This is a genomic window from Streptomyces sp. NPDC044003, from assembly GCF_056435185.1.
Window position 1 is genome coordinate 318,341 of the sequence record NZ_JBWKFA010000009.1, and the last position, 26,804, is coordinate 345,144.

Here is a 26,804-nt window from a genome sequence, read left to right on the forward strand (position 1 = left end):
TGGGCTCTGGCGCCGAGGGGTTCAGGCGTCGATGGGTTCAGACGCCGATGGGTTCAGGCGTCGATGGGTTCAGGCGTCGATGGGCTCAGGCGTCGATGGGCTCGGCCGCCGACGACTCCGTCAGCGCCCAGGCGGCGTAGCCGCCCAGGATGTCGGAGACGTCCTGGAAGCCGCGCTGCCGCAGCAGGCTCGCGGCGATGGAGGAACGGTGACCGCCGGCGCAGTGCACGACCAGGGGCCGGTCGGCGGGCAACTCGTGTGCACGGTAGGGAAGTTCGCTGAGCGGGATGTGCAGGGCGGACTCGACGAAGCCGTTCGCCTCGCGCTCGCCGCAGGTGCGCACGTCCACGACGACCGGCGGCCGCTCGCCCGCGAGGGCGGTGCGCAGGTGCGCGGCGGTGATCCGGCTCGCGGGGGAGACCTCGCCGGCCAGTGCCTCCAGGGCGTCCTCGGGGTTGCGCAGATAGCCGGCGACCCGGTCGAAACCGATCCGGGCGAGGCGGGTGACGACCTCCTCCTCCCGGTTCTGCGGCGCCATGACGACCAGCTCGGCGGCCGGGTGGAGAACGGTGCCCGCCTGCTCGGCGAAGCGGCCGTCGGCGGGCACGTTCACCGCGCCGCGCAGGTGCCCCGCCGCGAACTCCTGCGGGTCGCGGGCGTCCACCACGATCGCGTCACCGGCCCGCAGCTCGGTGAACTCGGCGAGGGTCAGCGGACGGGGGGCCGAGGCGTCGTAGCGGGCCCGGTCCCTGCGGTTGAGCTCGGCGTCGTACGCGAAGTAGCCCGGCGCGGCCGACTGGCCGGCGGTGACCAGGGCGACGAACTCCTCGCGGCTCATCGGGGCGCAGGCGTAGTTGGTGGCCCGCTGCTCGCCGATCGTCGACTGCTTCTCCGTCGACAGGTTCTTGCCGCAGGCCGAGCCGGCGCCGTGCGCGGGGAAGACCCGCACCTCGTCCGGCAGCCCCATGAGCTTGTTCTGCACGCTGTCGTGGAGCATCGCGCCGAGCTCCTCGGCGGTGACGCCCACCGAGGCGAGCAGGTCGGGCCGGCCGACATCGCCGATGAACAGCGCGTCGCCGGTCAGGACGCTGTGCGGCACCTCGTCCTCGGCCCGCTCGTGCACGAGCACGCTGATCGACTCCGGCGTGTGGCCGGGTGTCTCCAGGATCTCCAGCGTGACGTCGCCGAGGGAGATCCGCTCGCCCTCGGCGAGCTTGCGGATCGGGTATTCGGTCTCGGCGTGCCGGCCGTAGCCGATCCAGGCGCCGGTCTCGTCCGCCATCTCCAGATGGCCGGCGACGAAGTCGGCGTGGAAGTGGGTGTTGATCACGCCGACCACCGTGAATCCGTGGGCGGCGGCGTCGGCGAGGTATTCCGAGACGTCCCGGCGGGGGTCGACGACGACCGCCTGCCCGGTGCGCTCGTCGGCGATCATGTACGACGCCTGGGAGAGACAGTCGAGGTAGTACTGGGCGAAGAACACGGCAGCCCCTTCACGCATCGGGGGGATCCCTTGCCAGGTAGATACCCCCCTGGGTATTTACATGCTCGACCGTAAGCAAGGTGCCGCAGCAAAGTCAAATACCCCCCCGGGTATCCATGACCGCAGGGAGGTATGTGCCTCGGTGTCGCCGACTAGACCGGCTTCGCCTCGGGTCCTACGCCGAGGACTCGGTCGAGGTAGGGGTTGGCGAAGACGCCGGTGGGGTCGAGCGTGTCGCGCAGGGCCGTGAAGTCGTCGAAGTGTGCGTACCGCGGGCGCAGGCGCTCCGCGTCGAGGCCGTGCATCTTGCCCCAGTGCGGGCGTCCCCCGTACGCGCCGAGGATCGACTCGCACGCCTCGAAGTACGGGGCGTAGGGCATGCGGTGGTACTGGTGGAAGGCGATGTAGCAGCTGTCGCGGCCGTACGCGGTGGAGAGCCAGATGTCGTCGGGGGCGGCGAAGCGGACCTCCAGCGGGAACGACACCTTCGCGTCGTGCGTGTCGATGCACTGCTTGATCTCCCGCAGGGCGTCGACGGCGTGCTCGCGGGGGATGGCGAACTCTCCCTCGTGGAAGCGCACGTCACGCGGTGAGGCGAAGATCCGGTACGACAGGTCCGACCACTCGCGGGTGGACATCGCCCGGGCCGCGAACCGGGTGATCGGGGGAACGAGCCCGGGGTAACGGGTGCCGAGCCGGTTGAGTCCCTCGAAGCCGAGACCGCTGACGGTCTCGTCCAGGCGGCGCGCGAGGGCGCCGAGGGGCTTCAGCGGGGCGTCGGCCGGCTGCCGCCGGAAGCGGCGGGTGAGGGTCGTCGTGCTGTGCGGGAACCAGAAGAACTCGAAGTGGTCGTTGGTGTCGGCGAGTTCGTGGATCCGGTCGAGGGTCTCGGCGACGGGCATCGCGGCGTCGTGCGCATGCAGGGCGAACAGTGGCACACAGCGCAGGGTCACCGCGGTGATGACACCGAGCGCGCCGAGTCCGACCCGGGCGGCGGCGAAGAGCTCCGGCCGCTCGTCGGGCGAGCAGGTGACCAGCGACCCGTCCGCGAGAACGAGTTCGAGCGCGCGCACCTGGGTGGCGATGCCTCCGAAGCGGGTTCCGGAGCCGTGCGTGCCGGTCGAGATGGCCCCGGACACGGTCTGGCGGTCGATGTCGCCGAGGATCTCCATGGCCAGGCCGTGCTCGGCGAGCAGCGGGTTCAGCCGCCACAGCGGCATGCCGGCGTCGACCGTGACGAGGCCGGTCTCCCGGTCCACCGACCGCAGGCCCGCCATGCGGTCCAGGCGCAGCTGGACGCCCGGGGCGACGGCGACCGGGCTGAAGGAATGGCCTGCGCCGATCGCCTTCACCCGGTGGCCGTCCGCGGCCGCGCTCCGTACGGCGTCGGCCACCTCGGTGGCGTCCGCCGGATGCAGAACGCGCACGGGACGCGCCTGCTCGTTTCCCGCCCAGTTGCGCCACACGCTGGTCATGACCGGAGTCCTCTCGGGTGGATCGACAGCGGCCGCGGCCCGGTCCGGGCGGCGGTTCCCGGCAGAGTGGACTTGGACAACCGTCCAAGTCAAGGGTCGAGGACGCTTGACTTGGACGGTTGTCCAAGGGACGGTTGCGGGGCCGAGCAGGTCTGGAGAAAGGCCACAGGGTCATGGCACAACAGCCGCATGTCACACGGACGACGCCCGCTCCGCACCGACTCGGGAGCCCACCGTCACCGGCCGGTTCCCCGGGCCCCTCGGGCTTCCCGAGCCTTGCCGGGCTTCCGAGCCTCCAGGAGGCGACGGCCGCCCTCCAGCCGCCGTTCGCCGTCGTCGACCTCGGGGCCCTGCGCGCCAACGCCACGCAGATGACCCGGCGCGCCGGCGGCAAGCCGATCCGGCTCGCCAGCAAGTCCCTCCGCTGCCGCGCCCTCATCGGCGACACCCTCCGCCTCCCCGGGTTCAGCGGCATCCTCGCCTTCACGCTCCCCGAGGCGCTCTGGCTCGCCGAGGACCACGACGACGTCCTCGTCGGCTACCCCTCCGTCGACACGGACGCACTCGGGCGCCTGGGAGCGGACGAGCGGCTCGCCGCCCGCGTCACCCTCATGATCGACTCCATGGAGCACCTGGACCTCGTGGCCGACGCCATCGGTCCGACCGGCCCCACGGTCCGCGTCTGCCTCGACCTCGACGCCTCGCTGCGCCTGGCCGGCGGACGCCTCCACCTCGGCATGCGCCGCTCGCCCCTGCACGCACCGCACCAGGCCCGGGACCTGGCCCTGGCCGTCGCCGCCCGGCCGCGTCTCCGGCTCGTCGGCGTCATGTCGTACGAAGGGCAGATCGCCGGCATCGGCGACAACCAGCCCGGCTCCCGGGTCAGCCGTACCGCCGTCCGGTTCATGCAGAAGCTCTCCACCCGCGAACTGCGCGAACGACGCGCCGCCGCCATCCGGGCCGTACAGTCCGTGACAGCCCTGGAGTTCGTCAACGGCGGAGGCACCGGAAGCCTGGAGAACACCTCCGCCGAACCGGCCGTCACGGAACTCGGTGCCGGCTCCGGCCTCTACGCACCGACCCTCTTCGACCACTACCGCAGCTTCCGGCCGCACCCCGCCGCCCACTTCGTCCTTCCCGTCGTACGCCGTCCCGGCCCGCACCACGCCACCGTCCTCGGCGGCGGCTGGATCGCCTCCGGCGCCCCCGGCACCGACCGGCTGCCCGTGCCCGTGTGGCCGACCGGCCTGCGACTCATCGCCCGGGAAGGCGCGGGCGAAGTCCAGACGCCCCTCACCGGCGACGGGGCGGCCGGCCTGCGGATGGGCGACCGCGTCTGGTTCCGCCACGCCAAGGCCGGCGAGCTGTGTGAACGCGTCAACGAGCTCCACCTCGTCGACGGCGACCGCATCGTCGACGTCGTACCGACCTACCGGGGCGAGGGCCGGGCCTTCCTGTGACCGGCCGCTCGCCGGGCCGCCCTGATCACCGGCCGGCGGAGCCGCTGGGATACGTTGATCCGGTTCACCGCCCCACCCCGTCGATGGAGACGCCATGACCCGCCGCTCAGCCGACGAGCGCCGTGAGCAGCTGGTCGAGGCGGCCATCCGCGTGATGATCCGCGACGGCGTCGCCAAGACCACCACCCGCGCCGTCGTCAGCGAGGCGGGACTTCCCCTCGGAGCCTTCCACTACTGCTTCCGCTCCAAGGAGGAGCTCCTGCACAGCGTGATCGAACGCATCACCCTGAGGAGCGTCACCCCCGCCACCGCGTCGCCGGCGGAAGGCTCGACGCGCGACATCATCTTCCGCACGCTGCACGCCTACTGGGACCAGGTCCGCGAGCGGCCCGCCGAGCACATGGTCACCTACGAGCTCACCCAGTACGCCCTGCGCCAGCCCGGTCTGGCCGACGTCGCCCGCCGCCAGTACCAGCACTACCTCAAGGTCTACAGCGACCACCTGGAAGCCATCGCCGACCTCGCGGGCTTCCGCTGGACCGTGCCGCTCCCGGCCCTGGCCCGCTACGGTCTGAGCGTCATGGACGGACTGACCCTGAACTGGCTGATCGACCGCGACGACGACCAGGCCGGGGCGGCCCTGGACGAGTACGCCGAACACCTCAGCGGAGTGGCCGCGCCCCGGACCCCCGGCCGGTAGCCGAGCCGCCCGCGTCACCCGGTCACCCCTGGGGCGCGGCGGCTCGATTCCGCTGGTAGTGGGTCCGGCCCTTGGCGGAGTTGCCGCAGGTGGCCATGGAGCACCAGCGGCGCCGGCCGCCCCGGGAGCTGTCCAGGAACAGCCAGCCGCACCGCCGGCCGGGGCAGACGCGGGCGCGTTCCAGCGGCAGCGCCCGGAGCAGGTCGAAGGCCCGCAGGGCGAGCTCGTGGCGGAGGTACTCGAGCCCCGAGGACCCGACGTCGACCTGCAGCCGCGGTGTCGTCCCGTCCAGCGTGAGACGGGCATGGACGACCGCGTCCTTCCAGTCCTTCTCCACCCGGGCGACGGCCTCCGCCGGTGCCGGGGCGTCCTGGTGGATCAGCGCCGCGAGCAGCTCGTGCAGGGCCTCGCGCAGCTCGCGGATCCGGGCCAGCGCCGACTCGGCCGGGCCCGGCTCGGCGTCGGCCGACTCCCGCAGGGCGGTGAGGTCGGCGGGGGAGAAGTGCCCGGTGAGCGCGGCCCACTCCAGCAGGCGCGGGTAGCCGTCGAGCCAGTCGACGGGCTCGGCGTCGCGCGCCGTGACCGTGTTCACCAGGTCGACGACGAGGTGCCCGCCGACCAGATCCCGGGCCCTGAAGGTGTGAGGCCGGATGCTGCCCGTCACGCGACCGCCTTTCGTACGCTTGCCTCCGTCGATCCAACCAGTGTACTGATGTTATCCGGTTGGATTCCCTCGTGGATGCCCGCATGTGAGGAGACGCCCGTGACTGCTGCCGTCGAGCTCATCACGGCCCCCTGGAACCTCGGCCTGCGACCGCCCGCGCCGGGCCACGAGCCAGGAACCTGGCGCGCCCCGCAGGCCCTGCTGTCGGCGGGTCTCGCAGCACGCCTGAAACCCGACCGGCTGGTGGAGCTCGACCGCCCGCCCTACGCCTTCGACGCGCAGCCCGCGACCCGCATCCGCAACGGCGTGACCCTCCGCGAGCACACCCTGCGCCTCGGCGAAGCGGTCCACCTCGCGCTCGCCGCCTCCCGGCTCCTGGTCGTCCTCGGCGGCGACTGCAGCATCCTGCTCGGCTGCCTGCTCGGGGCCCGGCGCCACGGACGCTGCGGCCTGGTCCACCTCGACGGGCACAGCGACTTCCGGCACCCCGGCAACCACGACGCCGGTACGGCCCTCGGTTCGGCGGCCGGAATGGACCTGGCCCTGGCCACCGGCCGGGGGGAACTGCTGCTCACCCACTGGCCGGTGGTGGGCCGGCCGCTGGTTGCCGACGAGGACGTGGTCCAGATCGGCGACCGTGAGGAGGGCGAGGAGGCACCCCCGGTCACCCGCTTCACCGCCCAGGAGATCCGGCGGATCGGCATCGCCGAACTGGGCGAACGGGTCCTCCGCCACCTGGAGCGACGTGAGCTCGACCGCGTCTGGCTCCACATCGACCTCGACGTGCTCGACGCACGCGTCCTGCCCGCCGTGGACTCCCCGGGCCGCCCGGGCCTGGACTTCCCCCAGCTCGCCGAGCTCGTCTCCACCCTGGCCGCCACCGGCCGCGTGACAGGGCTCGACGTGGCCATCTACGACCCGGAACTCGACCCCGACGGCGCGTACGCCGCCCCCATCGTCGACTGCCTCGCCCACGCCCTGCGCCCGCTCACGTCCGCGGAGGCGCCCGCATGAGAACGCTGCTCGCCGACGGCCCCAGCACGCTGTACCCCACCGAGATGGAGCAGTTCGGACGCCTGGCCGGGTCTTGGACGACCAGGATCACGTACTACCCCGCCGACGGCTCCCCGGCCCACAGCGTCAGCGGCGCATGGGAGTTCGGCTACGCACTGGAGGGCCGGGCGGTCCTGGACGTCTGGCGCCGGCCCGGACGCGAGGAACTCCCCGCCCAAGGGCCCGCCCCGGACGAGGAGTGCGGTCTGTGCGTACGCATCTGGGATCCCCGCCTCCAACTGTGGCGGTTCACCTTCCACGGCACCGCCCACGGCGACCAGGTGCACATGTACGCCCGCCGGATCGACGACGAGATCGTCATGGAACGCGCCGCCGGCGGCGACCTCGTCCGCTGGACCTTCGCCGACATCACCGCCGACACCTTCCACTGGCGCAACGAACGCTCGGCCGACGGCGGCCGCACCTGGAGCCTCGACCAGGAGGTCGACGCGCGCCGCCTGCGCTGACCCACGCGACGGCGGCGCTCCGCGTCGGCACTCAAGCGGACTCGAGGACCTCCTTCAGCCGGGCCAGGTCCGCCGTGACCGTGGCGGCGTCACGCTCGAAGTCGGCGTCGCCCGTCCCCGGCTGACGGCGGAGCGTGAACACCACCTCGCTTCGGGGGCCGTCGGCGATCACACGGACCGGGTTGTGGACGGTCTCCCCGGAGGGCAGCGTGACGTCGTGGTCGAGCACACCCAGCTCGTTGCGCGGCGCGAAGGCGACCACCACGCGCCCCAGAGGGGCGGAGTCCGCCACCCACGCATCCCCGATCTTCTCGACGGATTCCCCCAGGCCGTGCGCCCACGCGGGCAGGTTGGCCGGGTCCGACGCGTAGGCGTAGACATCGGCGGCGGTGCGGTCGATCCAGATGCTGAGGTGACGTGATTCCTTGCCCGTGATGGTCATGGCATCGACGTTAGTGGCCCGGCGTCGTCTTCCTCTTGAACGAATCAGACACGGTGATCCGCATCCGCCCCTGTGCCGAACTCCTCGGCCAGCAGAGCGGCGGTCCTGGCCACCAGCGGGTTGTCGGTCGGGGCGTCCGCCTCGGGCTGGGTGGTGAGGACGGCGAGCACGATCGGCGTGCCGTCCGGCCGCCAGGCGATGCCCACGTCGTTGGCCCCGCCGTAGCGCGGGGAGCCCGTCTTGTCGGCGAGGAGCCAGTCGGCGGGCAGGCCGCGGCGGAACTTCTCGGTGCTGGTGGTGTTGCGGAGCAGCCAGTCGGTGAGCCGCTCGCGGTCGTGGGGTTCCAGCGCGTCGCCGAGTACGAGACGGGCGTACGAGAGGCCGATGGCGTGCGGGGTGGTGGTGTCGGTGACCCGCCAGGGCTCCGCCGAGTTCAGCTCGGGCTCCCACCGGTCCAGCCGGGTGACGCGGTCCCCGATCGAGCGGCAGAAGCGGGTGACGGCGGTGGGGCCGCCCAGCTCCTTGAGGAGCAGGTTGCCGGCGGTGTTGTCGCTGAAGCGGATGGTGGCGTCGCAGAGCTCGGCGATCGTCATGCCGCCCGCGACGTTCACGGCAAGGCCCGCGACCGGCGAGATGCCCGACCTCTCGACGTACGCCTGGGTGTAGTGGACGCGCCGGGCGAGGAACTCGCCGTCGTGGTCGAGGTCGCGCAGGACGGCAGCGGCGGCGAGCGTCTTGAACACGGAGGCCATCGGGAAGCGTTCGTGTCCCCGGTGGGCCACGGTCCTGCCCGTGCGCATGTCACGGGCGAACACGCCGAGCCGTGCGGTGTGCTCCTGCTCCAGGCGCCTGAGCCGCGCGACGATGCCGCCCGGTTCCGGTAAGGCCTGCGCGGTTCCGCCACTCAGGGCGAGTGCGGCCGTGAGTGCCGCTCCGGCGCCCAGGGTGAGTGCGGTACGGCGGGACGGGCGGGGTCCTTCGGTGTGCAAGGTGTCTCCTTCCACGATGATCACTGTCCTAGGTGTACACGCCCCGACGGCCGATCCGGTTTCAGCCCAGTTGGCGCCGGACCAGCTCGTGGAAGAGCCCGCTCGTGTCGGCGAGGAGCTCGGCGGGCGTCCCTTCCTGGACGATGCGTCCGTCCGCCATGGTGATCACCCGGTCCGCGTCCATGATCGTGGACAGGCGGTGGGCGATCACCACACGGGTCGCGTTCAGCGCGCGCGTCGATTCGATGACGGTCCGTTGTGCCTCGTTGTCCAGGGCGCTGGTCGCCTCGTCGAAGAACAGGATGCGGGGCCTGCGGATGAGCGCCTGGGCGATCATCAGCCGCTGGCGCTGCCCGCCCGAGACGGTGCCTCCGCCGTCGGTCAGCATCGTGTGCATGCCCATGGGCATGGCCTTGATGTCCTCGGCCAGGCCCGCCATCGCGGCGGCGGCCCACGCGTCCTCCAGCGGGTACGACCCCGCGCCGCGGATGCAGTCGAGGACGGAGCCGGAGAACGGCTGGGCGTTCTGGAGGACGACGCCGCACTGGCGCCGCACGGCCGCCTGGTCGAGGGCCGCGAGGTCCTGCCCGTCGTACCGCACGGTCCCGGAGGCCGGCCGGTCGAAGCCGATGAGCAGCCGCAGGAGCGTGGACTTGCCGCAGCCGCTGGCCCCGACGATCGCGAGGAACTCGCCCGGCCGCACCCGGAGACCGACCCCGTCGAGGACCAGCGGGCCGTCCTCGGTGTAGCGGTAGGAGAGGTTCTCGGCCTCGATCGCGCCGGTCAGTTCGCCCGGCGCGGCGCTGGAGCCGCGCACCTCGGGCGTCTCCCGGAACACCGGCCTGATCTGTTCGAACATGGGCTGTACGGCAGCGGCCGAGAGAAGCGCGCCGGTCAGCTGCGTGACGGAGGACAGCATCATGGTGACGGCGGTGCTGAAGGTGAGGAACTCGCTCGCGGTCAGGCTGCCGCGGGCCGGACCGGCCAGGAGCGCGAACATCACGAGCGTGCACAGCGGCAGACACACCGCCCCGAGGACCGCGAGGACGTTCTTGATCCGCCCGACGCGCCGGTGCAGCTCGCGGGTGCGGGCGAACTGACCGGCCCAGGCGGCGTACGCGAAGCTCTCGGCCGCCGCCACGCGCAGCTTCGGCAGACCGCGCAAGGTCTGGAAGGCCTGGTTGTCGAGCTTGTGGCCGAGCCGGATCAGCTGTCGCTGATAGCGCAGCTGCCAGAGGCCGAGACCCAGGAAGACGGCGGCCGTGGCGAGCAGCAGGGCGAGCGCGACGAGGGCCAGGGGCACGCTGTAGACCAGGAGCAGCACCAGGTTCACCGTGCCCACCGTGCCGGCCTGGACGACCACCGGGCCGATGCCGGACAGGACCCGCCGGATGGCGCTGATGCCCATGGCGGCACCGGCCAGTTCACCGGTCGAGCGGCCCGTGAAGAACGTCGTCGGCAGGCGCAGCAGGCGGTCCCAGACGGCCGGTTGGAGCGTGGCCTCGATACGGCCCTCCATGCGGAGGATCGCGGTGTTCTGGAGCAGCATGAAGGCGGCCGACACGACGCTGGTCGCGATGATCGCGGCGCCGGCCTGGACGATGAGTCCGGTCTCGCCCGCCGGCACGTACGCGCCGAGCACCTTGCCCGTGGCGACGGGAACGAGGGCGCCCAGCGCGACCGCGACGAGCCCACCGAGAAGCAGGTCGCGGAGCTCCGCCCGGGTGCCGCGGACACTGAACCGGAGCAGGCGCAGCACCCCGAGCGGCCGGTCGGGCAGCGGCCGGTAGAACATGACGGCCCGCGGCGCGAACCCCTCGGCGGAGGCCCGGCCGACGCGCTCCCGCTCACCGGTGGCCGGGTCGAAGGCCACGTAACGGCCGCGCCGCCACAGCAGGGCGACCGGTGTTCCGTCCGCCGCGCGGTGGCCCACGAGCGGGCCGCAGTCCTCGCGCCACCAGCGCTCGCCGAGCCGCACGCCACGGGTCCGGATCCGGGAGGCGAGCGCGATGCGTTCGACGGGGTCGTGGCGTCCGGTCTCCGCGTCGACGGCGGCCGGTTCCGCGAGGGCGATGCGCGCCTCGTCGGCCACGGCCCGGCACACGGCATAGGTCGCGTCGTCGCCCGTACGATCCGCCGGGGAGGTGCCGCCGGAGCGGCCGATGGAGGCGAGCAGGGTGCGGTCCGCGCGCGTGCGTGCCGCCTTTCCCGCCTCGATCCCCGCGGCCGCGCGGTCCTCGTGGTCGCGCTCCAGCTGCTCGATCCAGTCGTCCAGGGCGTACAGCAGTCGGTACTGCTGGTCCACCATGCCCTGCCAGGTCGCGGGGTCGATCAGGAGCGTGCCGGACCCGTGGCCGTGACTCTGTTGGCTCTCGTACGCCGCTCCGTACGCGATGCTGCCGGGGCTGACCCGCATCCAGAGGACGTCGCCGTCGGCCGCGCCGGAGGCGTCGTCCAGGGCCGCCTGGTACAGGACCCGGAGACCGCGCCCGATGCCGAGCGCGAAGGCGTGCTCCAGGGGGCTGGGCGGGACCTCGGCCGGCATGCCGTACGCGCCCTGGTTCTCGTACCAGCCGTCCGCGTACCACTGGCCCTCGTACCACCGGCCGCCGAACCCCTGCTCCCCGTACCGCTGCTCCCCGTACGCCTGCCCGGCCCCGTACGGCAGTTCGCGCAGCTCGATGCGGCGCAGCACACAGCCCTGCACAGGGCGGCCGATCAGGGTGTGCGCGGGGCCGTCGACCGGGCCGAGCAGCAGCGTGCCCGTCTCGACGCGGCCCAGGGAGTGCCAGGGCCCGAGCCGTGCGGCGTCGACGGCGAAGAGATCCATCGCGCCGTCGACGACGAGCCAGAGGACGTGCGGGCCTTCGAGGGCGACACTGCGCAGCCCGGCGCAGTCGACCGCGTCGCCCAGAGCGCCCAGGGCGGCGACGACCGGGTCCGGGACGCCGCCGTGCCGTGCGCCGGCGAGGTCGGCGGGCGGGTGGGGGAAGGTCACGTCAGTGCTCCTTGACCAGGCCGGCGTACGCGCCCCGCGCCGCGACGAGCTGTTCGTGGCGTCCGCGCTCCACGACCGATCCCCGGTCGAGCACGACGATCTCGTCGCTGTCGCGCACGGTGCTCAGCCGGTGGGCGATGACCACGCAGGCGCAGCCGCGCCGCCGCAGGTTGTCGATGACGATCTCTTCGGTGGCCGCGTCGAGGGCGCTGGTCACCTCGTCGAGGATCAGGACGCTGGGGCGGCGCACCAGCGCGCGGGCGATCTCCAGGCGCTGGCGCTGGCCGCCGGAGAAGTTGCGGCCGTCCTGCTCGACGCGGCTGCGGATGCCGCCGGGGCGGCGGGCGACCTCCTCGTACACGGCGGCGTCCTGGAGGGCGCTGACGACGGCCTCGTCCGTGACGGAGGGGTCCCAGAGCGCCACGTTGTCGCGGACGGTCCCCTCGAAGAGGAAGACGTCCTGGTCGACGAAGGACACGGACGCGGCGAGGGCGCTGCGCGGGATGTCCTCCAGACGCATCCCGTCGATGCGGATCGCGCCCTCCCAGGGGGTGTAGAGGCCGGACATCAGCCGCGAGACGGTGGACTTGCCACTGCCGGAGCCGCCGACCAGGGCGACCTGCTGCCCGGGGCCGACGGTGAGCGAGAAGTCCTTGAGCAGCGGGGCGTCGAGGGGGCTGTAGCCGAAGGTGACGCCGTCCAGTTCGACGTGGCCGGTGAGCCGCCGGGTGGGGGCGTGCGGGGCGCGCCGGGTGTGGACCGGGTCGACGGGGAAGTCCTCGACGTCCCGGAGCCGGGCGACGTCGGCCGCGAAGTCCTGGATGCGGCCCGCCACTCCGTTGAGCCGGGTGATCGGTGCGGTGAAACCGGTCACGAGGGCCTGGAAGGCGACGAGCAGCCCGACGGTGAGATGCCCCTCCACGGCCCGCAGACCGCCGATCGTGAGGATCAGCGCGCTGTTGAGCGCGGCGAGCGTGGGCGCGACGACCGCCAGCCAGGCGCTCGGCACACCGAGCCGCTGCTGCACGTCGAGGGTGGTGGCGTGCTGCCCGGCCCAGCGGCGGAAGAAGCCGTCCTCGCCGCCCGTGGCCTTCATCGTCTCGATGAGCTGCAGTCCGCTGTACGCGGTGTTGGTCAGCCGGGCGCTCTCGGCGCGCAGCTTCTGCGTACCGGTGGCCCGCACGTGGATGACGACACGCAGGGCGACGACGTTCAGCAGGGCGATCAGCACGCCGACGACCGTGAGTTGCGGGTCGTACGTCCAGAGCAGTACCGCGTAGAGCAGGACGACGACGGCGTCGACCGCCGCTGCGGCGAGGTCGCGGGCCAGGGTCTCGGCGACGGCGTCGTTGGACTGCAGACGTTGGACGAGGTCGGCGGGGTTGCGCTGGGCGTAGAACGCGAGCGGCAGTCGCAGCAGATGCCGCAGGAAACGGGCGCTGCCCAGCGTGGAGGCGATGACGCGCCCCCGCAGCAGATTGGCCTGCTGGAGGCCGGTGAGCGTCGCGGTGAGCACGAGGGCGGTCGCCATCGCCGCGAAGACCACGCCGAGCAGGGACGTCTGGTTCCCGATGAGGAACATGTCGATGTACGTACGGCTCAGGGCCGGCACCCACGCGCCGACGGCCACCAGAAGGAGGCTGGCGACCACCGCGGCGGCCATGGTGCCGGAGGTGCCGCGCAGCCGGGCGGGCAGCGCGGCGAGGACACCCGGCCTGCTCCCGCCGCGGCGGAAGCCGGGGCCCGGTTCGAAGGTGAGCACGATGCCGGTGAAGCTGGTGTCGAACTGGTCCATGGGGACGAACCGGCGGCCGCTGCCGGGGTCGTTGATGTACACGCCGGGCCGGCCGAGACGGCGGCCGGTGCCCTCGTAGACGACGTAGTGGTTGAACTCCCAGAACAGGACGGCCGGGGCGCGCACCTCGGCGAGCGCGGCCAGGTCCATCTGCATGCCCTTGGCCTGCAGTCCGTAACCACGGGCCGCCTTGAGGAGGTTCCCGGCCCGGGACCCGTCGCGGGAGACGCCGCAGGCGATGCGGAGCTCTTCCAGCGGGACGAACCGGCCGTGGTGCCCGAGCACCATCGCGAGGGCGGCGGCGCCGCACTCGACCGCCTCCATCTGGAGCACGGTGGGGGTGCGGACGGCCCGGGGCCGTCGGCCCTTGGCGGAGGGTGTACGGCGCCGGGGACGGCCGGCGGGGGTACGGGGTTCGGGCACGGCGGCGGGTGGGAGCCTGCGAGCCGTCGTCCGGGCCCTGCCGCGGGACCGGGCCCCTGCCGGGGTGGTTCCTCGTGCCGCGCTCACGGCAGCAGCCAGTCGACGGGCCGCTGCGCGGCGAGATGGACGGCGCCGGTCACCGGCGTGCCGGACGCGGGGGCGTGCGGGGGCCCGTCCGTGGAGGACCAGACGTATCCGGAGGCGGTGGCGGGGGAGCGGTCCAGGGCCACCAGCACAGCGACCGGATCGCCCTGGCGGGAGAACCGCGCGGCGAGACCGGCGTCGCCGAGGAAGGACACCAGCCGCGCCTGCGTCTGGGGGGTGCTGCCGACGGCGGTCACCCGGCCCCGGAGCACGCCGAACCGCTCGCGCGGGGCGGACTGGACGCCGAGGTCGACCGAGGCGCCGACGCGGATCGTGGCGGCGGTGTCGCCCGGCAGGTACAGGACGGCCACCAGAGGGGCGTCCGGGTCGGTCACACGCTCGACCGTCGCCACATCGGCGCCGGCGGTGACGACCGAACCGAGCCTGGCGTGCAGAGTGGTGACGCGACCGCCGGCGACGGCGCGCACGGGCCGGTCGCCCCGGTCCGTACGGACGGTCAGCAGGGGCGCGCCGGGCGCGACGGACCGGCCCTCGTCGACGAGGACCTCCGTGACCTGGCCGGCGACGGGACTCTGCAGCAGATAGGTGCCCTCGGCGTGGGTGAGGAGACCGGGAGCGTTCACCTTGGACGTCACCGTGCCGGTGAGGGCCCAGACGCACGCGGCCGCCATGACGACGACGGTGACGGCGAGGACGAGACGGCCCTGCGGGCGCGCGAAACGCACGGGCACGTCGAGTTCTTCGGGGGATTGCAGCTTGGAAAGCGCATTGCGGCGGAACTGCACGGACTATTCCTTCTGCTGCATTCTCTCGCAATTCCCGCGGTCGGGTTTTCCGCGGTCGGGCTCGGGGGTGTCCGTGAACCCCGGAACCGGCATGGTTCCGGGGTTCACGGCCGTGGTGGGGCTCAGATACCGGCGATGCCGGTGATGCCCGCGGTGTTCACCGAGACACCGGTGATGCCGGCGGCCAGGCCGGGAACGCCGGAGACGAGGCCCTCGACGCCCTGGACCGTCTGCAGGGAGCCGACGGTGCCGAGCACGTTGGTGACGTCGTTGGTCAGGGCGCCGGCGAGGCCGCCGGAGACGGTGACGAGACCGCCGGAAACGGCGTCGAGGTCGGCGTCGGAGATCTCAACGGTCTCAAGGTCGTGACGCATGATGCGCACCCTTCGTTCATGGGGGGGAATCCGTCTTCTGCGGCCGCAGCGAGATTGATCAAATCACGTGAACGACTGACCGGAGAAATTCGGTTGACGCTGCGGCGGGGGTTCTTCTGCACCCCGGGAAGCGGCCGTGCATTCAATTTCACCGAATGCCGACACGTTCTCCTCGGATCCGAGTAACAGATTCGGCCGACCCGCCTCGCGCAGGGAACCTAAACGGACAGAAGGGTGTCGTCCGGGCGGCCCCGAACCCCGCGCTGTCGGGGAAAGGTGAAGGCCCCGCCCCTCCACACGCACACGTTGTGCAGGTTTCCGGCAGGCGCGCGCGGCGCCGGACGGCCCGTCAGGCCTCGGGGGCCATGTCGTACGTGATCCACATCGTGCGCGTGGCCACCTGGTCGTACTTGGAGCGCGCGCGGTGGTTGTCGTCGGCCGTGATCCAGCGGACGACGCTCCAGCCGCGCTCGGCCCCGATCCCGCGCAGAGCGCCGAGCAGCAGGTCCGCCACACCGGAGCCGCGGCTCGCCGGGTCCACGAAGAGGTCGTCGAGCCAGCCGCCGACGGTGGCGGACAGCGGGCGCGCGAAGGGCCGGAAGTGGGCGAGCCCGAGGAGCCGGCCGTCGGCGGCCTCGGCCACCAGGCCCTCCACCTCGTGACCGGGGTCGTGGATCCAGGACCAGACGAGCCGCGCGGCCTCCTCGGTCTGCTCGACCCGGTAGAAGTCGGCGTACCCCCGGTAGAGGGCACGCCACTGGTCGAAGTCGCCTTCCTGGACCGGGCGGACCACGACGGCGGCGGTGTCGGACATTGCTTCACGCTCCTCACGCACCGCTCCCTGCGGTGCCGGGCAAGTGGATCACGCCGTGGTTTCGCCGCTGAACCCCGGTTCAGTAGACGGCGATTTCTTACGGATCCCTCGCCCGGGCGTGGGATAGGTTGCCCGCCATGACTGAACTCGGACCTGACACCTGGCCGCCTGCCCCGATACGGACCGAAAGGCTCGTGCTCCGCGGGTCCGAGGCCCGGGACCGCGCGGCGTTCATCGACCTGTTCGCCTCGCCGGAGGTGGCCACCTACGTCGGTGGCGCGCGGCCGCGCGAGGAGCTCGACCGCGCGATGCCCGAGGTGCCCGGCCGACGCCCGGGCTGTTTCGTGATCGATCTCGACGGGGCGATGATCGGCATGATCACGCTTGACCGGCGCGACGCGGAGCGTCCGGGGCACGTCCGTGAGGAAGCCGGCGAGCACGAACTCGGCTACATGTTCCTGCCGCAGGCGTGGGGGCACGGGTACGCCGCCGAGGCGTGCGAGGCGGCTCTCGACTGGCTCGCCGCCGCGCTTCCCGGCGAACCGGTGGTGCTCTCCACCCAGACCGCCAACGAGCGCGCGATGCGCCTGGCGGCGAAGCTCGGGTTCACCGAGGTCGAACGGTTCGAGGAGTACGGCGCGGAGCAGTGGTTCGGCGTCCGTTCCTCGGCCACGCCGTCCCGCTGAACGCTGAACGCTGAACGCTGAACGAGGGCGGACGCGGCGTCACCTGCGGCGAACTGTGTGAGACTCGCAGCATGGAGGACATGGGGCGGGAGTCGCGGTGGGAGAAGGACGCGATGACAGTGGAGATCGGCTTCGCCCTGGTGACGGCCGCTGCCCTGGCCGCCCTCGTGTTCGGCGTGCTCCTGGTGCCGGCCCTGCTCGTCGGCGTCTCCGAACCGGCGGGGAGAGCACTGGTGACGGTGGGGACGGTGCTGGCCGGACTCGCCGCCGTGTGGCGCGTGGTGCGGGTGCTGGTCACGTTCGACGCGGCTCGCCGTCAGGGGCGTTGACTCATCACGAGGGTGCGTCCCCTTGAGCGGTACGTCCGACCACGGGCCGGCCCGCACCGCCTCCCGCCGAACGGGAGGCGGCTGACGGCGGGCCGGACCCGTCGGTGAGCCTTACCTGGCGAAGCCGTAGTCCAGCAGCTTCTTCACGTCGGCCGCCCGGTTCGCCTCGGACGGCGAGGCGAGCACCGTGCCGATGACCGTCTTGTTGCCGCGAGTGGCCGCGAAGACGAGGCAGTACTTGGCCTGCGGACCCGAACCGGTCTTCACGCCGATCGCGCCGCTGTACGTGCTCAGGAGCTTGTTCGTGTTGGTCCACGACATGTACCGGTAACCACCGCTCTTCGTGGTCACCTTCTGCGTCGTGGACTTCGTCTTGACGACGGTGCGGAACGTGGAGTTCTTCATCGCGCTGCTGGCGATCTTCGTCAGATCGCGCGGCGTCGAGTAGTTCTGCCCACCCCCTATCCCGTCGAACGAGTCGAAGTGGGTGTTCCGCAGACCGAGCCTCCGCGCCTCGTCGTTCATCTTCCCGATGAACGACTTGACGCGGGCGTCCCGCGTGGAGCCCGTGCCGAACTTGTCGGCCAGCGCGTAGGCGGCATCACATCCCGACGGCAGCATGAGGCCGTAGAGAAGCTGCCGGACGGTCACCTTGTCCCCGACGATGAGCCGGGCCGAGGAGGCGTTCTTGGAGACGATGTAGTCGCTGTAGGCCTTCTGGACCGTGACCTTGGCGTCGAGGTTGAGGTTCGGCTGGGCCAGCACCACCTTCGCGGTCATGATCTTCGTGGTGGAGCCGGTCGACCGGCGGGTGTCCGCGGCCTTCCCGTACAGCGTCGCACCCGTTCCGTTGTTCATGACGAAGCCGCCCGGGGCGGTGATCGACGGGACGGACGGCGCGGCCTGCGCCTGGCCGGCGAAGAGGCCGCCGGCCAGGACGGCCGAGGCCGTCAGTGAGACGGTCACGGCGCTGCGCAGGCCGAGAGTGGGAGTCAGCAAAGTCTTCTGCCCTTGGTAGGAATCGATGTCGTCCGGGTCCTGGGACGGTGCCGTTCACGGACCCGGCGCCTACAAGACGGTCGAAAGGGCTCCGAGGATGCGCGGCGGGACGGTGATCTTCCGCCCATTTCCTGTGGCGCGCGCCGCCGCCCGCTCGCCCCCTCGGCCATGGACCGACATGCCGGTTGAACCCGGACGGTGTGACGGGAGCCCGTTGCGTCAGTGACTCAGTCGCTCGATCTCGAGGGAGACCGCTTCCCTCACCAGTTCGCGGGCATGGGTCAGGGGCAGCGCACCGCTGAGCCAGCGCGTGCTGAGCCCCTCCAGGAGGCCGGTGAGCCGTTCCGCGGAAGCCGTCAGGGCCGGTGCGGGAGCCGACGGCCGGACGCCGCTCAGGAGGTCCGCGACATCGTGGATCCAGGCCAGCGTGGCTCTGGCCAGATCTCCCCGCAGTCCGGGCTCGAAGACCGCGGTGGCGCGCAGTTCGCCCCATGCGGTGCTGTTCTCCCGTACTTCGGGAACGTCCTGGAACTCCAGGAGGAGGGTCTGCGTCAGCTCCTCCCGGGCGTCGCGCGGTCCGGCTCCGCCGTCCCCTTCGGACGTGTAGCGATCGGCCCGGTCGCTGATGAACTCGAGGGTGTGGCGCAGAACGCCGGCGCGGTCCTTGAAGTGGTAGTAGATCAGCGCGGTCGACACCCCGGCTTCCGTCGCGAGCTCCTCCATGCGCAGTCCGCGGACCCCGCGCCGCGCGATGACGCGCGCGGCACCTTCCAAGATGGCCCTTCGGCGGTCCCTCGCCACGTGTTCCCCCTCGTGAGTGGTCTGAACGGTCTGAGTGGTCTGAACCATCAGTGTCACATACTGACTGAATCTTTAGTCATGACTTCGAGATCATTGACTGAATTTTCAGTCTGCGACACCATGCGGGGGAACATCCGCCCCCTCCCTCCAGGTAGGAGTTCCATGGACACGCCCACGACGTCCCGACGCCGACTGCTCCAGCTCGGCGCTGCGGCTCTGCCCCTCGCGGCCCTCGGGTCGGCGCTGCCCACCGTTGCCCGGGCCGCCACCAGCCCCTCCGGCGCCACGCTGCGTATGCCCGCGGAGCACGACCGCCACGTACGGACCTTCATGGCCTGGCCCGCGCTGTCGTCGGTCTGGTCCACCCAGCTCGGCGCCGTCCGCAATGACATCGCGCGCGTGGCCGACGCGATCTCCCGCTACGAGCCCGTCGTGGTGCTCGCCCGGCCCAGCCAGGCGGCCGACGCGCGGTACCTGTGCGGAGCCGGTGCCTACTACGGCATCGACGTCGTCGAGATACCCGATGACGACCTCTGGATCCGGGACTTCGGCCCCACCTTCGTGGTCGCCCCCGGCGCCGTCGCGGGCGTGGACACGAACTTCAACGGCTGGGGCAAGACCGGCACGTCGTACGCGCAGCCGTACGCGAACGACGCCGCCGCGGCCGCGACCCTCCTCGGCCAGTACGGCGTTCCGCGCGTCCAGGCCGGCTTCGTCGGGGAAGGCGGTTCGCTGGAGACCGACGGCCAGGGCACCCTGCTCGCCACCGTCAGCTCGCTCGTCAACAGCAACCGCAACCCGGGCATGAGCCAGGACCAGGTCGAGCAGACGATGAAGTCGGCGCTCGGCATCGACAAGGTGATCTGGGTGCCGGGACTCGCCGGCCAGGACATCACCGACTGCCACATCGACTGCCTGGCCCGCTTCGTCGCACCGGGACACGTCATCCTGGACCAGCCCGGCCCCCACACCGACCCCAAGTGGGTGGCCGTCTACAACGAGACCAAGCAGATCCTGCTCGGCGCGACCGACGCACAGGGGCGCCGCCTGACCATCACCGAGCTCCCCGGGCCCGACCGCTATCAGATCCGCGGCAGGGGCAGCAGCTTCCTGTCCAGCTACACCAACTACTACACGGCGAACGGCGCCGTCCTCGTCCCGCAGTTCGGCGACGGCTATGCCGACGGTGTGGCCTACGCGATCCTCCAGGCCGCGTACCCCGGCCGGAACATCGTCCAGTTGAACATCGACGCCATCGCGGGCGGCGGTGGCGGCATCCACTGCGCCACCCAGTCGCAGCCCGTCCCGCCCCCGGTCGTCTGACCGGGCGGCACCGCGTGACGCGCCGGTCGTCGCCCTCCGGCGGCGACCGGCCTTTTCAGGAGAGTGACATGCGGCGCCGGTCGTCTTTCAGGAGAGCGACATGCGGCGCCGGTCATCTTTCAGGAGAGTGGCATGCAGCGCCGGTCGGTGTTCAGGAGAGAGATGCGGCGCCGGCCGGCTTCCGGCGACGGCCGATCCCGGGCAGTGATCGACATCGTGATTCCCGGCGGGGGAGGTGCCCGGTAAGGTTCGGGCCATGGCGTCTCGCAGTACTCAGATCCTGGAAGCCGCCGCCCGGGTGATCGCCCGGCGCGGGGTCCGCGGCCTGCGCGTGGAGGAACTCGCGGCCGAGGCGGGGGTGTCCACCGCGCTGATCTACTACCACTTCAAGGACCGCGCCGGGATCCTGAGCAAGACGCTGGAGTTCATCAACGACCGCGCCGAGCGCTACACGACCCATCGCGATCCGGACGCCGAACCGCTCAGCCCGCGCGAGGAACTCGACCAGACGCTCCTCCTCGAACTCCAGGACGCGACCGAAGTCAGGGAGAACAGCAGCGCCTGGGGCGAGTTGCGGGCGAGCGCCGTCTTCGACGATCTCCTGCGCGAGGACCTGGCACGGGCCACCCTGGTCTGGGTCCAGGAGGTGGCGGCCCTGCTCGGCCACGTCAGGCCGATGGCCCCGGCGGTCGCCCTCACGGCCTCGGCCGAGCGGCTCACCACCCTCCTGGAGGGCCTGAGCATGCGCTGGCTCAGCGGAACGCTCCAGATCGCCCACGCCCGGACTTTGATGGGCGAAGCCATCGACGCCGAGATCGAACGGCTGGGCCGCCCGTGACGCGGCCCCTGCGTGCTGAGCCCGGGCGGCACGGCCGGCCCGCGACGGAAGCCCGCATCGAGGATGCGAGCAACGTCCTGGTCGCGCCTACGACCTTGCGGGACGACGACTCGATCAAGAACTTCTTCGGGTCCGTGATCACGCCGGAGGACCTTGCTTCCGGTTCGCCCGACCTGGCACAGAAGACCGTCTACCTGTGTGGCGACATATCCGGGATCAGCAGCCGTCAACTGCGTGCGGCTGCCCGGGTGTTCGTGATCCGGGAGCTGTCGCACGGTGACCACGAGGACGTCGACGAACCCTGGACGTTCGTCGACCTCGGACGCGTTCCCCTCCGCGTGCACGGCGTCGGTGTGTACTACCGCCGCTTTTTCGGACTCGGCACCGATCACTTCGGACGGATCTGTGCGGAGCACGCGTTCCAGTCCCTGACGGAGTCCACCAAGCCCGGAACCGCCCATCGCAGCGGAATCTATCTGACCCCCGTCACGCGAAACGGTGACGAACTGCATTTCCGCCTGCTCCGGTGCTCCACGAATCTCTCGGGGCCCACCGAGAGCTTCCAGCCGACCGACACGCAGATCGTCGAGGCCCTGAACCGCGAGGCCTCCGCCGTCTTCCGGAACCCGGCACCGCTCAATCACGTCCTCGCGCAGATCTACCACAACACCCTTGCCACGGCCGAGCGCAAGCAGTCCAAGGCCAGGATCTCGGCCCATGCCGACAAGACCAAGGACATGCCCGTCAACGGCATCATGGCCTTCTGCACCTTCTACGACCGGCTCGACGAGCTGCAGCCCCTGGCGGACGACCCCGTCGACTACGGTGTGCGGGGTACCAGCGCGCTGACCAGGCTCCACTTCCGTCTCAAGGAGCCGATCGAAGAACACGACGGGGTCGCGCTCCCGTCGCAGTTCACCGTGACCCTCCACCCCGGCTCCGTGTTCCTCATGCCGCTGTCCACCAACCGCCTGTACACACACGAAATCCGGCCCTCGTCGCTGGACGCCGAGTCGCTGCCGACCCGCCTGGGATACGTGGTGCGCTGTTCGAGCGCCGAAGCCGTTCACAAGAACGGCCACACGTTCCTCAAAAGGGCCGGAGATCTCGTGAAGCTGGGGCCACCCACAGCGGCCGGCATGGACGAGCTGCGCAGGCTGTACGCCGAGGAGAACAGGACCTCGTCCTTCATCGAGTACGGCGACCGATTTCTCTTCAGCATGAACACGGGAGACTACGTTGCGCCCCGAGTCCACGATCTCGGATGAGATCCTCTCGTTCGCCCTGCCGGGCGATGAGGATCTCTTCGCGGAGCTGTCCGCATCGGTGCGTCTGGAAGACGTGGGCAAAGGCCGGCGAGGCGCCGTCCTTGCCGGGATCGACGAGGCGGGTGGTGTGCCTCTCGTACGGACCACCACGCAGTACAGCAGTCCGGTGCAGCCCTTCCGGGCGGTGCACGAGCGGCTGGCGCAACAGATCCAAGAGCGTGCGGCGCTCTCGGTCGGCTTCAACAACGCTCTCATCGAGAGCTACACCAACGCCTACACGAAGATGGGCAGCCATTCCGACCAGGCCCTCGATCTGGCCGACGGCTCGTTCATCGCCGTCTTCTCCTGCTACCGGCATCCCGAAGCGATCCCGCCGAGGAAGCTCGTCTTCGAATCAAAGGAGTCCGGTGGCGAGACGTTCGAGATCCCTCTCGTCCACCACGGCGTCGTCGCGTTCTCTGTCGACTCGAATCGGCGACTGAGGCACAAAATCGTCCTGGATGCACCTGCGCCGGCGGACGACAATCAATGGTTGGGCCTCACCTTTCGAACGTCGAAGACCTTCGTCCGGTTTCGCGACGGACATGCATTCCTCCCGCAGGGGGAGCGGCTCATGTCGGCCGACGACGAGCAGAGGCGCGCGTTCTATCAACTGCGACGCCGTGAGAACAGCGAAACGGACTTCGTCTACCCCCTGCTGACGTACACCGTCAGCGAGAGCGATCTGATGCCGCCGGTCTGCCCCTGAGGCACCCTCACCGCCCACGACTACGCGCTTGGCCCGATGCTGCCCACAACCTTGACTGATATTTCAGTCAATGCGACAGTGGGCGTCCTGTACCCACCTCTGACACTCCGTGGAAAGGACAGGGACACCTTGCGTCCGACCAGACCCTTCCGTCAGGGGGCGACATGCCTCTGACTCCCGCCGAACGGGATCGGCTGCTGCTCTTCACCGCCGCCCAGCTCGCCCGGACCCGCCTGGAGCGCGGGCTGCGGCTCAACGTGCCGGAAGCGACCGCACTGATCGCCGACACGGTCTGCGAGGCCGCACGCGACGGCCTCCACCTCGCCGAGGCCCTCGACCGCGGCCGCGGAGTCCTCGGCCCGGACGACGTGCTCCCCGGCGTCACCGACATCGTGACGGAGATCCAGGTCGAGGCGGTGTTCGACGACGGCACCCGGCTGGCCGTCATCAGCGCTCCCTTCGGCGACGTGGAACACGACGACCGAGCCCCCGGGGCCGTCCTGCCCCACACGGACACCCTGCCCGAGCCGGAGCCGGTGATCACCCTGCAGGTGCGCAACGCGGCGGCGGTCCCGGTGAGCGTCACCTCCCACTTCCACTTCTTCGAGGTCAACCCGCGCCTCGACTTCGACCGCGCCGCCGCCTACGGCATGCGGCTCGCCGCCCCGGCCGGGTCGTCCACCCGGTTCGACCCCGGCGCCGTCGTCGAGGTCGGACTCGTCCCGATGGGCGGCGACCGGATCGCCATCGGTTTCGCGGGCCTGGTCGACGGGCCGCTCGACGCGCCCGGCACGAAGGCCGAGGCCCTGAAGCGCGCCGCCGCCTGCGGCTACCTCGGAGCGGAAGGGGCGGAGCGATGAGCAGGCCCACCAGACACAGCGACCACTGCGCGCCCGGCAGCAGCCGGCACATCGATCCGTACGAGTACGCCACCGTGCACGGGTCCCGTGCGGGGGACCGGGTCCGGCTCGGCGACTCCGGGCTCGTCGTACGGGTGGAGTCGGACGCGCAGGCGTACGGCGACGAGTTCCTCGCCGGGTTCGGCAAGACCGCCCGTGACGGCATGCACCTCAAGGCCGCGGCCGTCCGGGACACGTGCGACGTCGTGATCACCAACGTCCTGGTCATCGACGCGGTGCTCGGCATCCGCAAGGTGTCCATCGGCATCCGCGAGGGCCGGATCCACGCCATCGGGCGGGCCGGCAACCCCGACACCCTCGACGGCGTCGACGTGGTCGTCGGCACCGGGACCACGATGATCCCGGGCGAAGGTCTCATCGCCACCGCCGGTGCGATCGACACCCATGTCCATCTGCTCTCCCCGCGGATCATGGAGGCGTCTCTCGCCTCCGGCGTCACCACGATCATCGGCCAGGAGATCGGGCCGAGCTGGGGCGTCGGCGTGAACTCCCCGTGGGCGCTGAAGCTGGGGTTCGACGCCTTCGACGCATGGCCGGTCAACATCGGCTTCCTCGCCCGTGGTTCGGCCTCCGACGAGGCGCCCCTGGTGGAGGCGCTCGCCGAGGGTGGAGCCTGTGGCTTCAAGGTCCACGAGGACATGGGCGCCCACACACGCGCCCTGGACACCGCCCTGCGGGTGGCCGAGGAGCACGACGTGCAAGTCGCCCTCCACAGCGACGGCCTGAACGAGTGCCTGTCGGTCGAGGACACCCTCCGTGTCCTGGAAGGCCGGACGATCCATGCCTTCCACATCGAGGGCTGCGGCGGCGGGCACGTCCCCAACGTCCTGAAGATGGCGGGCGTGCCGAACGTCATCGGCTCCTCCACCAACCCCACCCTGCCCTTCGGGCGGGACGCCATCGCCGAGCACTACGGGATGATCGTCTCCGTCCACGCCCTCAAGACGGACCTCCCGGGGGACGCGGCCATGGCGCGCGACCGGATCCGGGCCGGGACCATGGGCGCGGAGGACGTCCTGCACGACCTCGGCGCGATCGGGATCACCTCCTCCGACGCCCAGGGCATGGGCCGTGCGGGGGAGACCATCCGGCGTACGTTCGCGATGGCCGGGAAGATGAAGGCCGAGCTGGGCCCGATGGAAGGCGACGGCGCGCACGACGACAACGCGCGCGTCCTCCGCTACATCGCCAAGCTCACCGTCAACCCGGCGATCGCCCACGGCCTCGCCCACGAGATCGGCTCCATCGAGATCGGCAAACTCGCCGACATCGTGCTCTGGCGGCCCCCGTTCTTCGGGGCCAAACCGCAGATGGTCCTCAAGTCCGGGTTCCCGGCCTACGGCGTCACGGGCGATCCCAACGCCGCCACCGACACCTGTGAACCCCTGGTCCTGGGCCCGCTGTTCGGCGCCCATGGTGCCGCTCCGGCCGAGCTCTCCGTCGCGTTCGTCAGCCGCGCCGCAGCCGACCTCGGCGCCGACGCCATGCCGACCCGCCGCCGCCGAGTGGCCGTACGGGACACCCGCGGCATCGGTCCGGCAGACATGCTGCACAACGCCCGGCTCGGACAGGTGGACGTCGACCCGCGCAGCGGGCTCGTGACCCTCGACGGCGATCCGATGCGCTCCGAGCCGGCGCAGCAGGTCTCGCTGAGCAGGCTGTACTTCCTCTGATCCCCGCCCGCTGACCGATCTTTCAAAACTGTGTCTCTTCTCTTGACTGAATTTTCAGTCGAGAGGAGGATGCTGTTCACACCGCGTACCCGTCCCGCGCCTCCGCCAGGCAGAGCCGGCCACCGCCGACGGGTACTTCTGGCGAAACGAAGAGAGACCCGTGATGACTGCATTCCGTATGCCTGCCGAGTGGTCCGCGCACGAAGGGTGCCTGATGGCCTGGCCCGTCCGGCAGGACCTGTGGGGGAGCGTGCTGGACGACGTCAAGGAGGAGTACGCGAACGTCGCCCGCGCCATCGCCGCCTTCGAGCCCGTGACCATGGTCGCGCCGCCCGGCCACGGCGAGGAGGCCCGCACGAGGTGCGGCCACGAGATCACCGTGGTGGAGCTGGCCCAGGACGACTCCTGGTTCCGGGACTCCGCCCCGCTCTTCGTGCTCGACGCCGACGGCAACCGCGCCGGAGTGGACTTCCGCTTCAACGCCTGGGGCCGCAAGCACAGCCCGTACGACTCCGACGACCGGATCAGCGGCCTCCTCCTGGAGCACCTGGGCATCGAGCGCATTCCCTCCGAGATGATCCTGGAGGGCGGGGCGATCACCGTCGACGGCGAAGGAACCCTGATCACGACCGAGCAGTGCCTGCTCCACCCCAACCGGAACCCCGGCATGAACCGGGACGAGATCGAGACGGAACTGAAGTCCCAGCTCGGCGTGGACAAGGTTGTCTGGCTTCCGTACGGCGGTCTGCTGGACACGGAGACCGACGGGCACGTCGACGGCGTCTGCGCCTTCGCCGCTCCCGGAAAGGTCGTCGTCTCCCTGCCCGACGACCCCGCGCACCCCGACTACGCCCGGATGCGTGCCAACCGCGCGGTGCTCGAGGCCACGACCGACGCCCAGGGGCGGCCGTTCGAGATCGTCGACGTCCCGCAGACCGCGTTCGCCGACGTCGCCGGCGGCGAGGTCGAGGTGTCGTACCTGAACTACTACGTGGCCAACGGCGGCGTCGTCGTTCCGGTGGCCGGCGTGCCCCAGGACGACGACGCGCTCGCGGTCATCGCCGCCGCGTACCCGGGCCGCAAGGTCGTCGGGGTGCGGGCGCCCGCGATCGCGTACGGCGGCGGCGGGGTCCACTGCATCACGCAGCAGATCCCCGCCGTCCCCGTCACCGCCTGAACCGCGGACGGACCC

At 71.2% G+C, this 26,804-nt stretch carries 25 protein-coding genes; 13 read left to right on the forward strand and 12 right to left on the reverse strand.

All coding sequences use genetic code 11. The annotated features are described in order from the left end of the window. Positions 1 to 85 precede the first annotated feature (85 nt). Positions 86 to 1,483, reverse strand: coding sequence for an MBL fold metallo-hydrolase (locus tag AC07AW_RS31670; RefSeq protein WP_478818939.1), 1,398 nt, complete (start codon positions 1,481 to 1,483; stop codon positions 86 to 88). A gap of 152 nt (positions 1,484 to 1,635) precedes the next feature. Next, positions 1,636 to 2,958 (reverse strand): D-arabinono-1,4-lactone oxidase, encoded by a 1,323-nt coding sequence (locus AC07AW_RS31675; RefSeq protein WP_478818890.1) that lies wholly within the window; start codon positions 2,956 to 2,958, stop codon positions 1,636 to 1,638. Positions 2,959 to 3,131: 173 nt separating this feature from the next. Here AC07AW_RS31675 and AC07AW_RS31680 point away from each other — a divergent pair, with 173 nt between their 5' ends. Together AC07AW_RS31680 and AC07AW_RS31685 are read left to right on the forward strand one after the other, a co-directional pair. After that, on the forward strand, positions 3,132 to 4,418 hold the full coding sequence (locus AC07AW_RS31680) for an amino acid deaminase/aldolase (protein WP_478818891.1): 1,287 nt from the start codon (positions 3,132 to 3,134) through the stop codon (positions 4,416 to 4,418). Between the two features lie 94 nt (positions 4,419 to 4,512). Beyond that, entirely contained in the window at positions 4,513 to 5,118 is a 606-nt protein-coding gene (locus tag AC07AW_RS31685) for a TetR/AcrR family transcriptional regulator (protein WP_478818892.1), read from the forward strand. 22 nt (positions 5,119 to 5,140) lie between these two features. Here AC07AW_RS31685 and AC07AW_RS31690 read toward each other — a convergent pair whose 3' ends face one another. Beyond that, positions 5,141 to 5,782 (reverse strand): CGNR zinc finger domain-containing protein, encoded by a 642-nt coding sequence (locus AC07AW_RS31690; protein WP_478818893.1) that lies wholly within the window; start codon positions 5,780 to 5,782, stop codon positions 5,141 to 5,143. Between the two features lie 99 nt (positions 5,783 to 5,881). Between AC07AW_RS31690 and AC07AW_RS31695 the strand changes: the two genes are divergently transcribed. Continuing rightward, the gene (locus AC07AW_RS31695) at positions 5,882 to 6,796 is read left to right on the forward strand and encodes an arginase family protein (protein WP_478818894.1); all 915 of its coding nucleotides are present in this window, start codon (positions 5,882 to 5,884) and stop codon (positions 6,794 to 6,796) included. Next, positions 6,793 to 7,302, forward strand: coding sequence for a hypothetical protein (locus AC07AW_RS31700; protein ID WP_478818895.1), 510 nt, complete (start codon positions 6,793 to 6,795; stop codon positions 7,300 to 7,302). The genes AC07AW_RS31695 and AC07AW_RS31700 overlap by 4 nt, the downstream gene beginning before the upstream one ends. A gap of 31 nt (positions 7,303 to 7,333) precedes the next feature. On the opposite strand, the gene AC07AW_RS31705 is transcribed toward AC07AW_RS31700, so the two are convergent. From AC07AW_RS31705 to AC07AW_RS31735, 7 genes are all read right to left on the reverse strand, one after another. After that, positions 7,334 to 7,744, reverse strand: a complete 411-nt coding sequence (locus AC07AW_RS31705) for an SRPBCC family protein (protein WP_478818896.1) — start codon at positions 7,742 to 7,744, stop codon at positions 7,334 to 7,336. A gap of 44 nt (positions 7,745 to 7,788) precedes the next feature. Beyond that, a complete protein-coding gene (gene bla / locus AC07AW_RS31710; RefSeq protein WP_478818897.1) occupies positions 7,789 to 8,733 on the reverse strand; it encodes a class A beta-lactamase in 945 nt (314 codons plus the stop codon). 61 nt (positions 8,734 to 8,794) lie between these two features. Beyond that, positions 8,795 to 11,731: an NHLP bacteriocin export ABC transporter permease/ATPase subunit gene (locus AC07AW_RS31715; protein ID WP_478818898.1), complete on the reverse strand. Its 2,937-nt coding sequence runs from the start codon at positions 11,729 to 11,731 to the stop codon at positions 8,795 to 8,797. A 1-nt stretch (position 11,732) separates the two neighbouring features. After that, the gene (locus AC07AW_RS31720) at positions 11,733 to 13,850 is read right to left on the reverse strand and encodes an NHLP family bacteriocin export ABC transporter peptidase/permease/ATPase subunit (protein WP_478818940.1); all 2,118 of its coding nucleotides are present in this window, start codon (positions 13,848 to 13,850) and stop codon (positions 11,733 to 11,735) included. A 182-nt stretch (positions 13,851 to 14,032) separates the two neighbouring features. Then, positions 14,033 to 14,839: a biotin/lipoyl-containing protein gene (locus AC07AW_RS31725; RefSeq protein WP_478818899.1), complete on the reverse strand. Its 807-nt coding sequence runs from the start codon at positions 14,837 to 14,839 to the stop codon at positions 14,033 to 14,035. A gap of 122 nt (positions 14,840 to 14,961) precedes the next feature. Beyond that, positions 14,962 to 15,213 (reverse strand): hypothetical protein, encoded by a 252-nt coding sequence (locus tag AC07AW_RS31730; protein ID WP_478818900.1) that lies wholly within the window; start codon positions 15,211 to 15,213, stop codon positions 14,962 to 14,964. Between the two features lie 349 nt (positions 15,214 to 15,562). Then, positions 15,563 to 16,027 (reverse strand): N-acetyltransferase family protein, encoded by a 465-nt coding sequence (locus AC07AW_RS31735; protein WP_478818901.1) that lies wholly within the window; start codon positions 16,025 to 16,027, stop codon positions 15,563 to 15,565. A gap of 137 nt (positions 16,028 to 16,164) precedes the next feature. On the opposite strand from AC07AW_RS31735, the gene AC07AW_RS31740 reads away from it, so the two are divergent. Beyond that, entirely contained in the window at positions 16,165 to 16,713 is a 549-nt protein-coding gene (locus AC07AW_RS31740; protein ID WP_478818902.1) for a GNAT family N-acetyltransferase, read from the forward strand. Between the two features lie 71 nt (positions 16,714 to 16,784). Beyond that, positions 16,785 to 17,042: a DUF6332 family protein gene (locus AC07AW_RS31745; RefSeq protein WP_478818903.1), complete on the forward strand. Its 258-nt coding sequence runs from the start codon at positions 16,785 to 16,787 to the stop codon at positions 17,040 to 17,042. A gap of 111 nt (positions 17,043 to 17,153) precedes the next feature. Here the strand turns inward: AC07AW_RS31745 and AC07AW_RS31750 are convergent, their stop codons facing one another. Both AC07AW_RS31750 and AC07AW_RS31755 read right to left on the reverse strand, forming a co-directional pair. Then, the gene (locus AC07AW_RS31750; RefSeq protein ID WP_478818941.1) at positions 17,154 to 18,020 is read right to left on the reverse strand and encodes a D-alanyl-D-alanine carboxypeptidase family protein; all 867 of its coding nucleotides are present in this window, start codon (positions 18,018 to 18,020) and stop codon (positions 17,154 to 17,156) included. A gap of 240 nt (positions 18,021 to 18,260) precedes the next feature. Then, the gene (locus tag AC07AW_RS31755) at positions 18,261 to 18,890 is read right to left on the reverse strand and encodes a TetR/AcrR family transcriptional regulator (RefSeq protein ID WP_478818904.1); all 630 of its coding nucleotides are present in this window, start codon (positions 18,888 to 18,890) and stop codon (positions 18,261 to 18,263) included. Positions 18,891 to 19,004: 114 nt separating this feature from the next. Here AC07AW_RS31755 and AC07AW_RS31760 point away from each other — a divergent pair, with 114 nt between their 5' ends. The 7 genes from AC07AW_RS31760 to AC07AW_RS31790 all read left to right on the forward strand — a co-directional run bounded on the left by AC07AW_RS31760 (position 19,005) and on the right by AC07AW_RS31790 (position 26,789). Further along, a complete protein-coding gene (locus AC07AW_RS31760) occupies positions 19,005 to 20,165 on the forward strand; it encodes an agmatine deiminase family protein (protein WP_478818905.1) in 1,161 nt (386 codons plus the stop codon). Between the two features lie 256 nt (positions 20,166 to 20,421). After that, positions 20,422 to 21,003 carry a TetR/AcrR family transcriptional regulator gene (locus tag AC07AW_RS31765; protein ID WP_478818906.1) on the forward strand — a complete coding sequence of 194 codons (582 nt, stop codon included), beginning with the start codon at positions 20,422 to 20,424 and terminating at the stop codon, positions 21,001 to 21,003. A 95-nt stretch (positions 21,004 to 21,098) separates the two neighbouring features. After that, positions 21,099 to 22,271: a hypothetical protein gene (locus tag AC07AW_RS31770; protein WP_478818907.1), complete on the forward strand. Its 1,173-nt coding sequence runs from the start codon at positions 21,099 to 21,101 to the stop codon at positions 22,269 to 22,271. Further along, positions 22,243 to 23,019, forward strand: coding sequence for a hypothetical protein (locus AC07AW_RS31775; protein ID WP_478818908.1), 777 nt, complete (start codon positions 22,243 to 22,245; stop codon positions 23,017 to 23,019). The genes AC07AW_RS31770 and AC07AW_RS31775 overlap by 29 nt, the downstream gene beginning before the upstream one ends. Before the next feature lie 164 nt (positions 23,020 to 23,183). Then, positions 23,184 to 23,879 (forward strand): urease subunit gamma, encoded by a 696-nt coding sequence (gene ureA, locus AC07AW_RS31780; RefSeq protein WP_478818909.1) that lies wholly within the window; start codon positions 23,184 to 23,186, stop codon positions 23,877 to 23,879. Next, positions 23,876 to 25,612 (forward strand): urease subunit alpha, encoded by a 1,737-nt coding sequence (locus AC07AW_RS31785; RefSeq protein WP_478818910.1) that lies wholly within the window; start codon positions 23,876 to 23,878, stop codon positions 25,610 to 25,612. The genes ureA and AC07AW_RS31785 overlap by 4 nt, the downstream gene beginning before the upstream one ends. Before the next feature lie 178 nt (positions 25,613 to 25,790). Continuing rightward, positions 25,791 to 26,789 (forward strand): agmatine deiminase family protein, encoded by a 999-nt coding sequence (locus AC07AW_RS31790; RefSeq protein ID WP_478818942.1) that lies wholly within the window; start codon positions 25,791 to 25,793, stop codon positions 26,787 to 26,789. Positions 26,790 to 26,804: the final 15 nt, after the last annotated feature.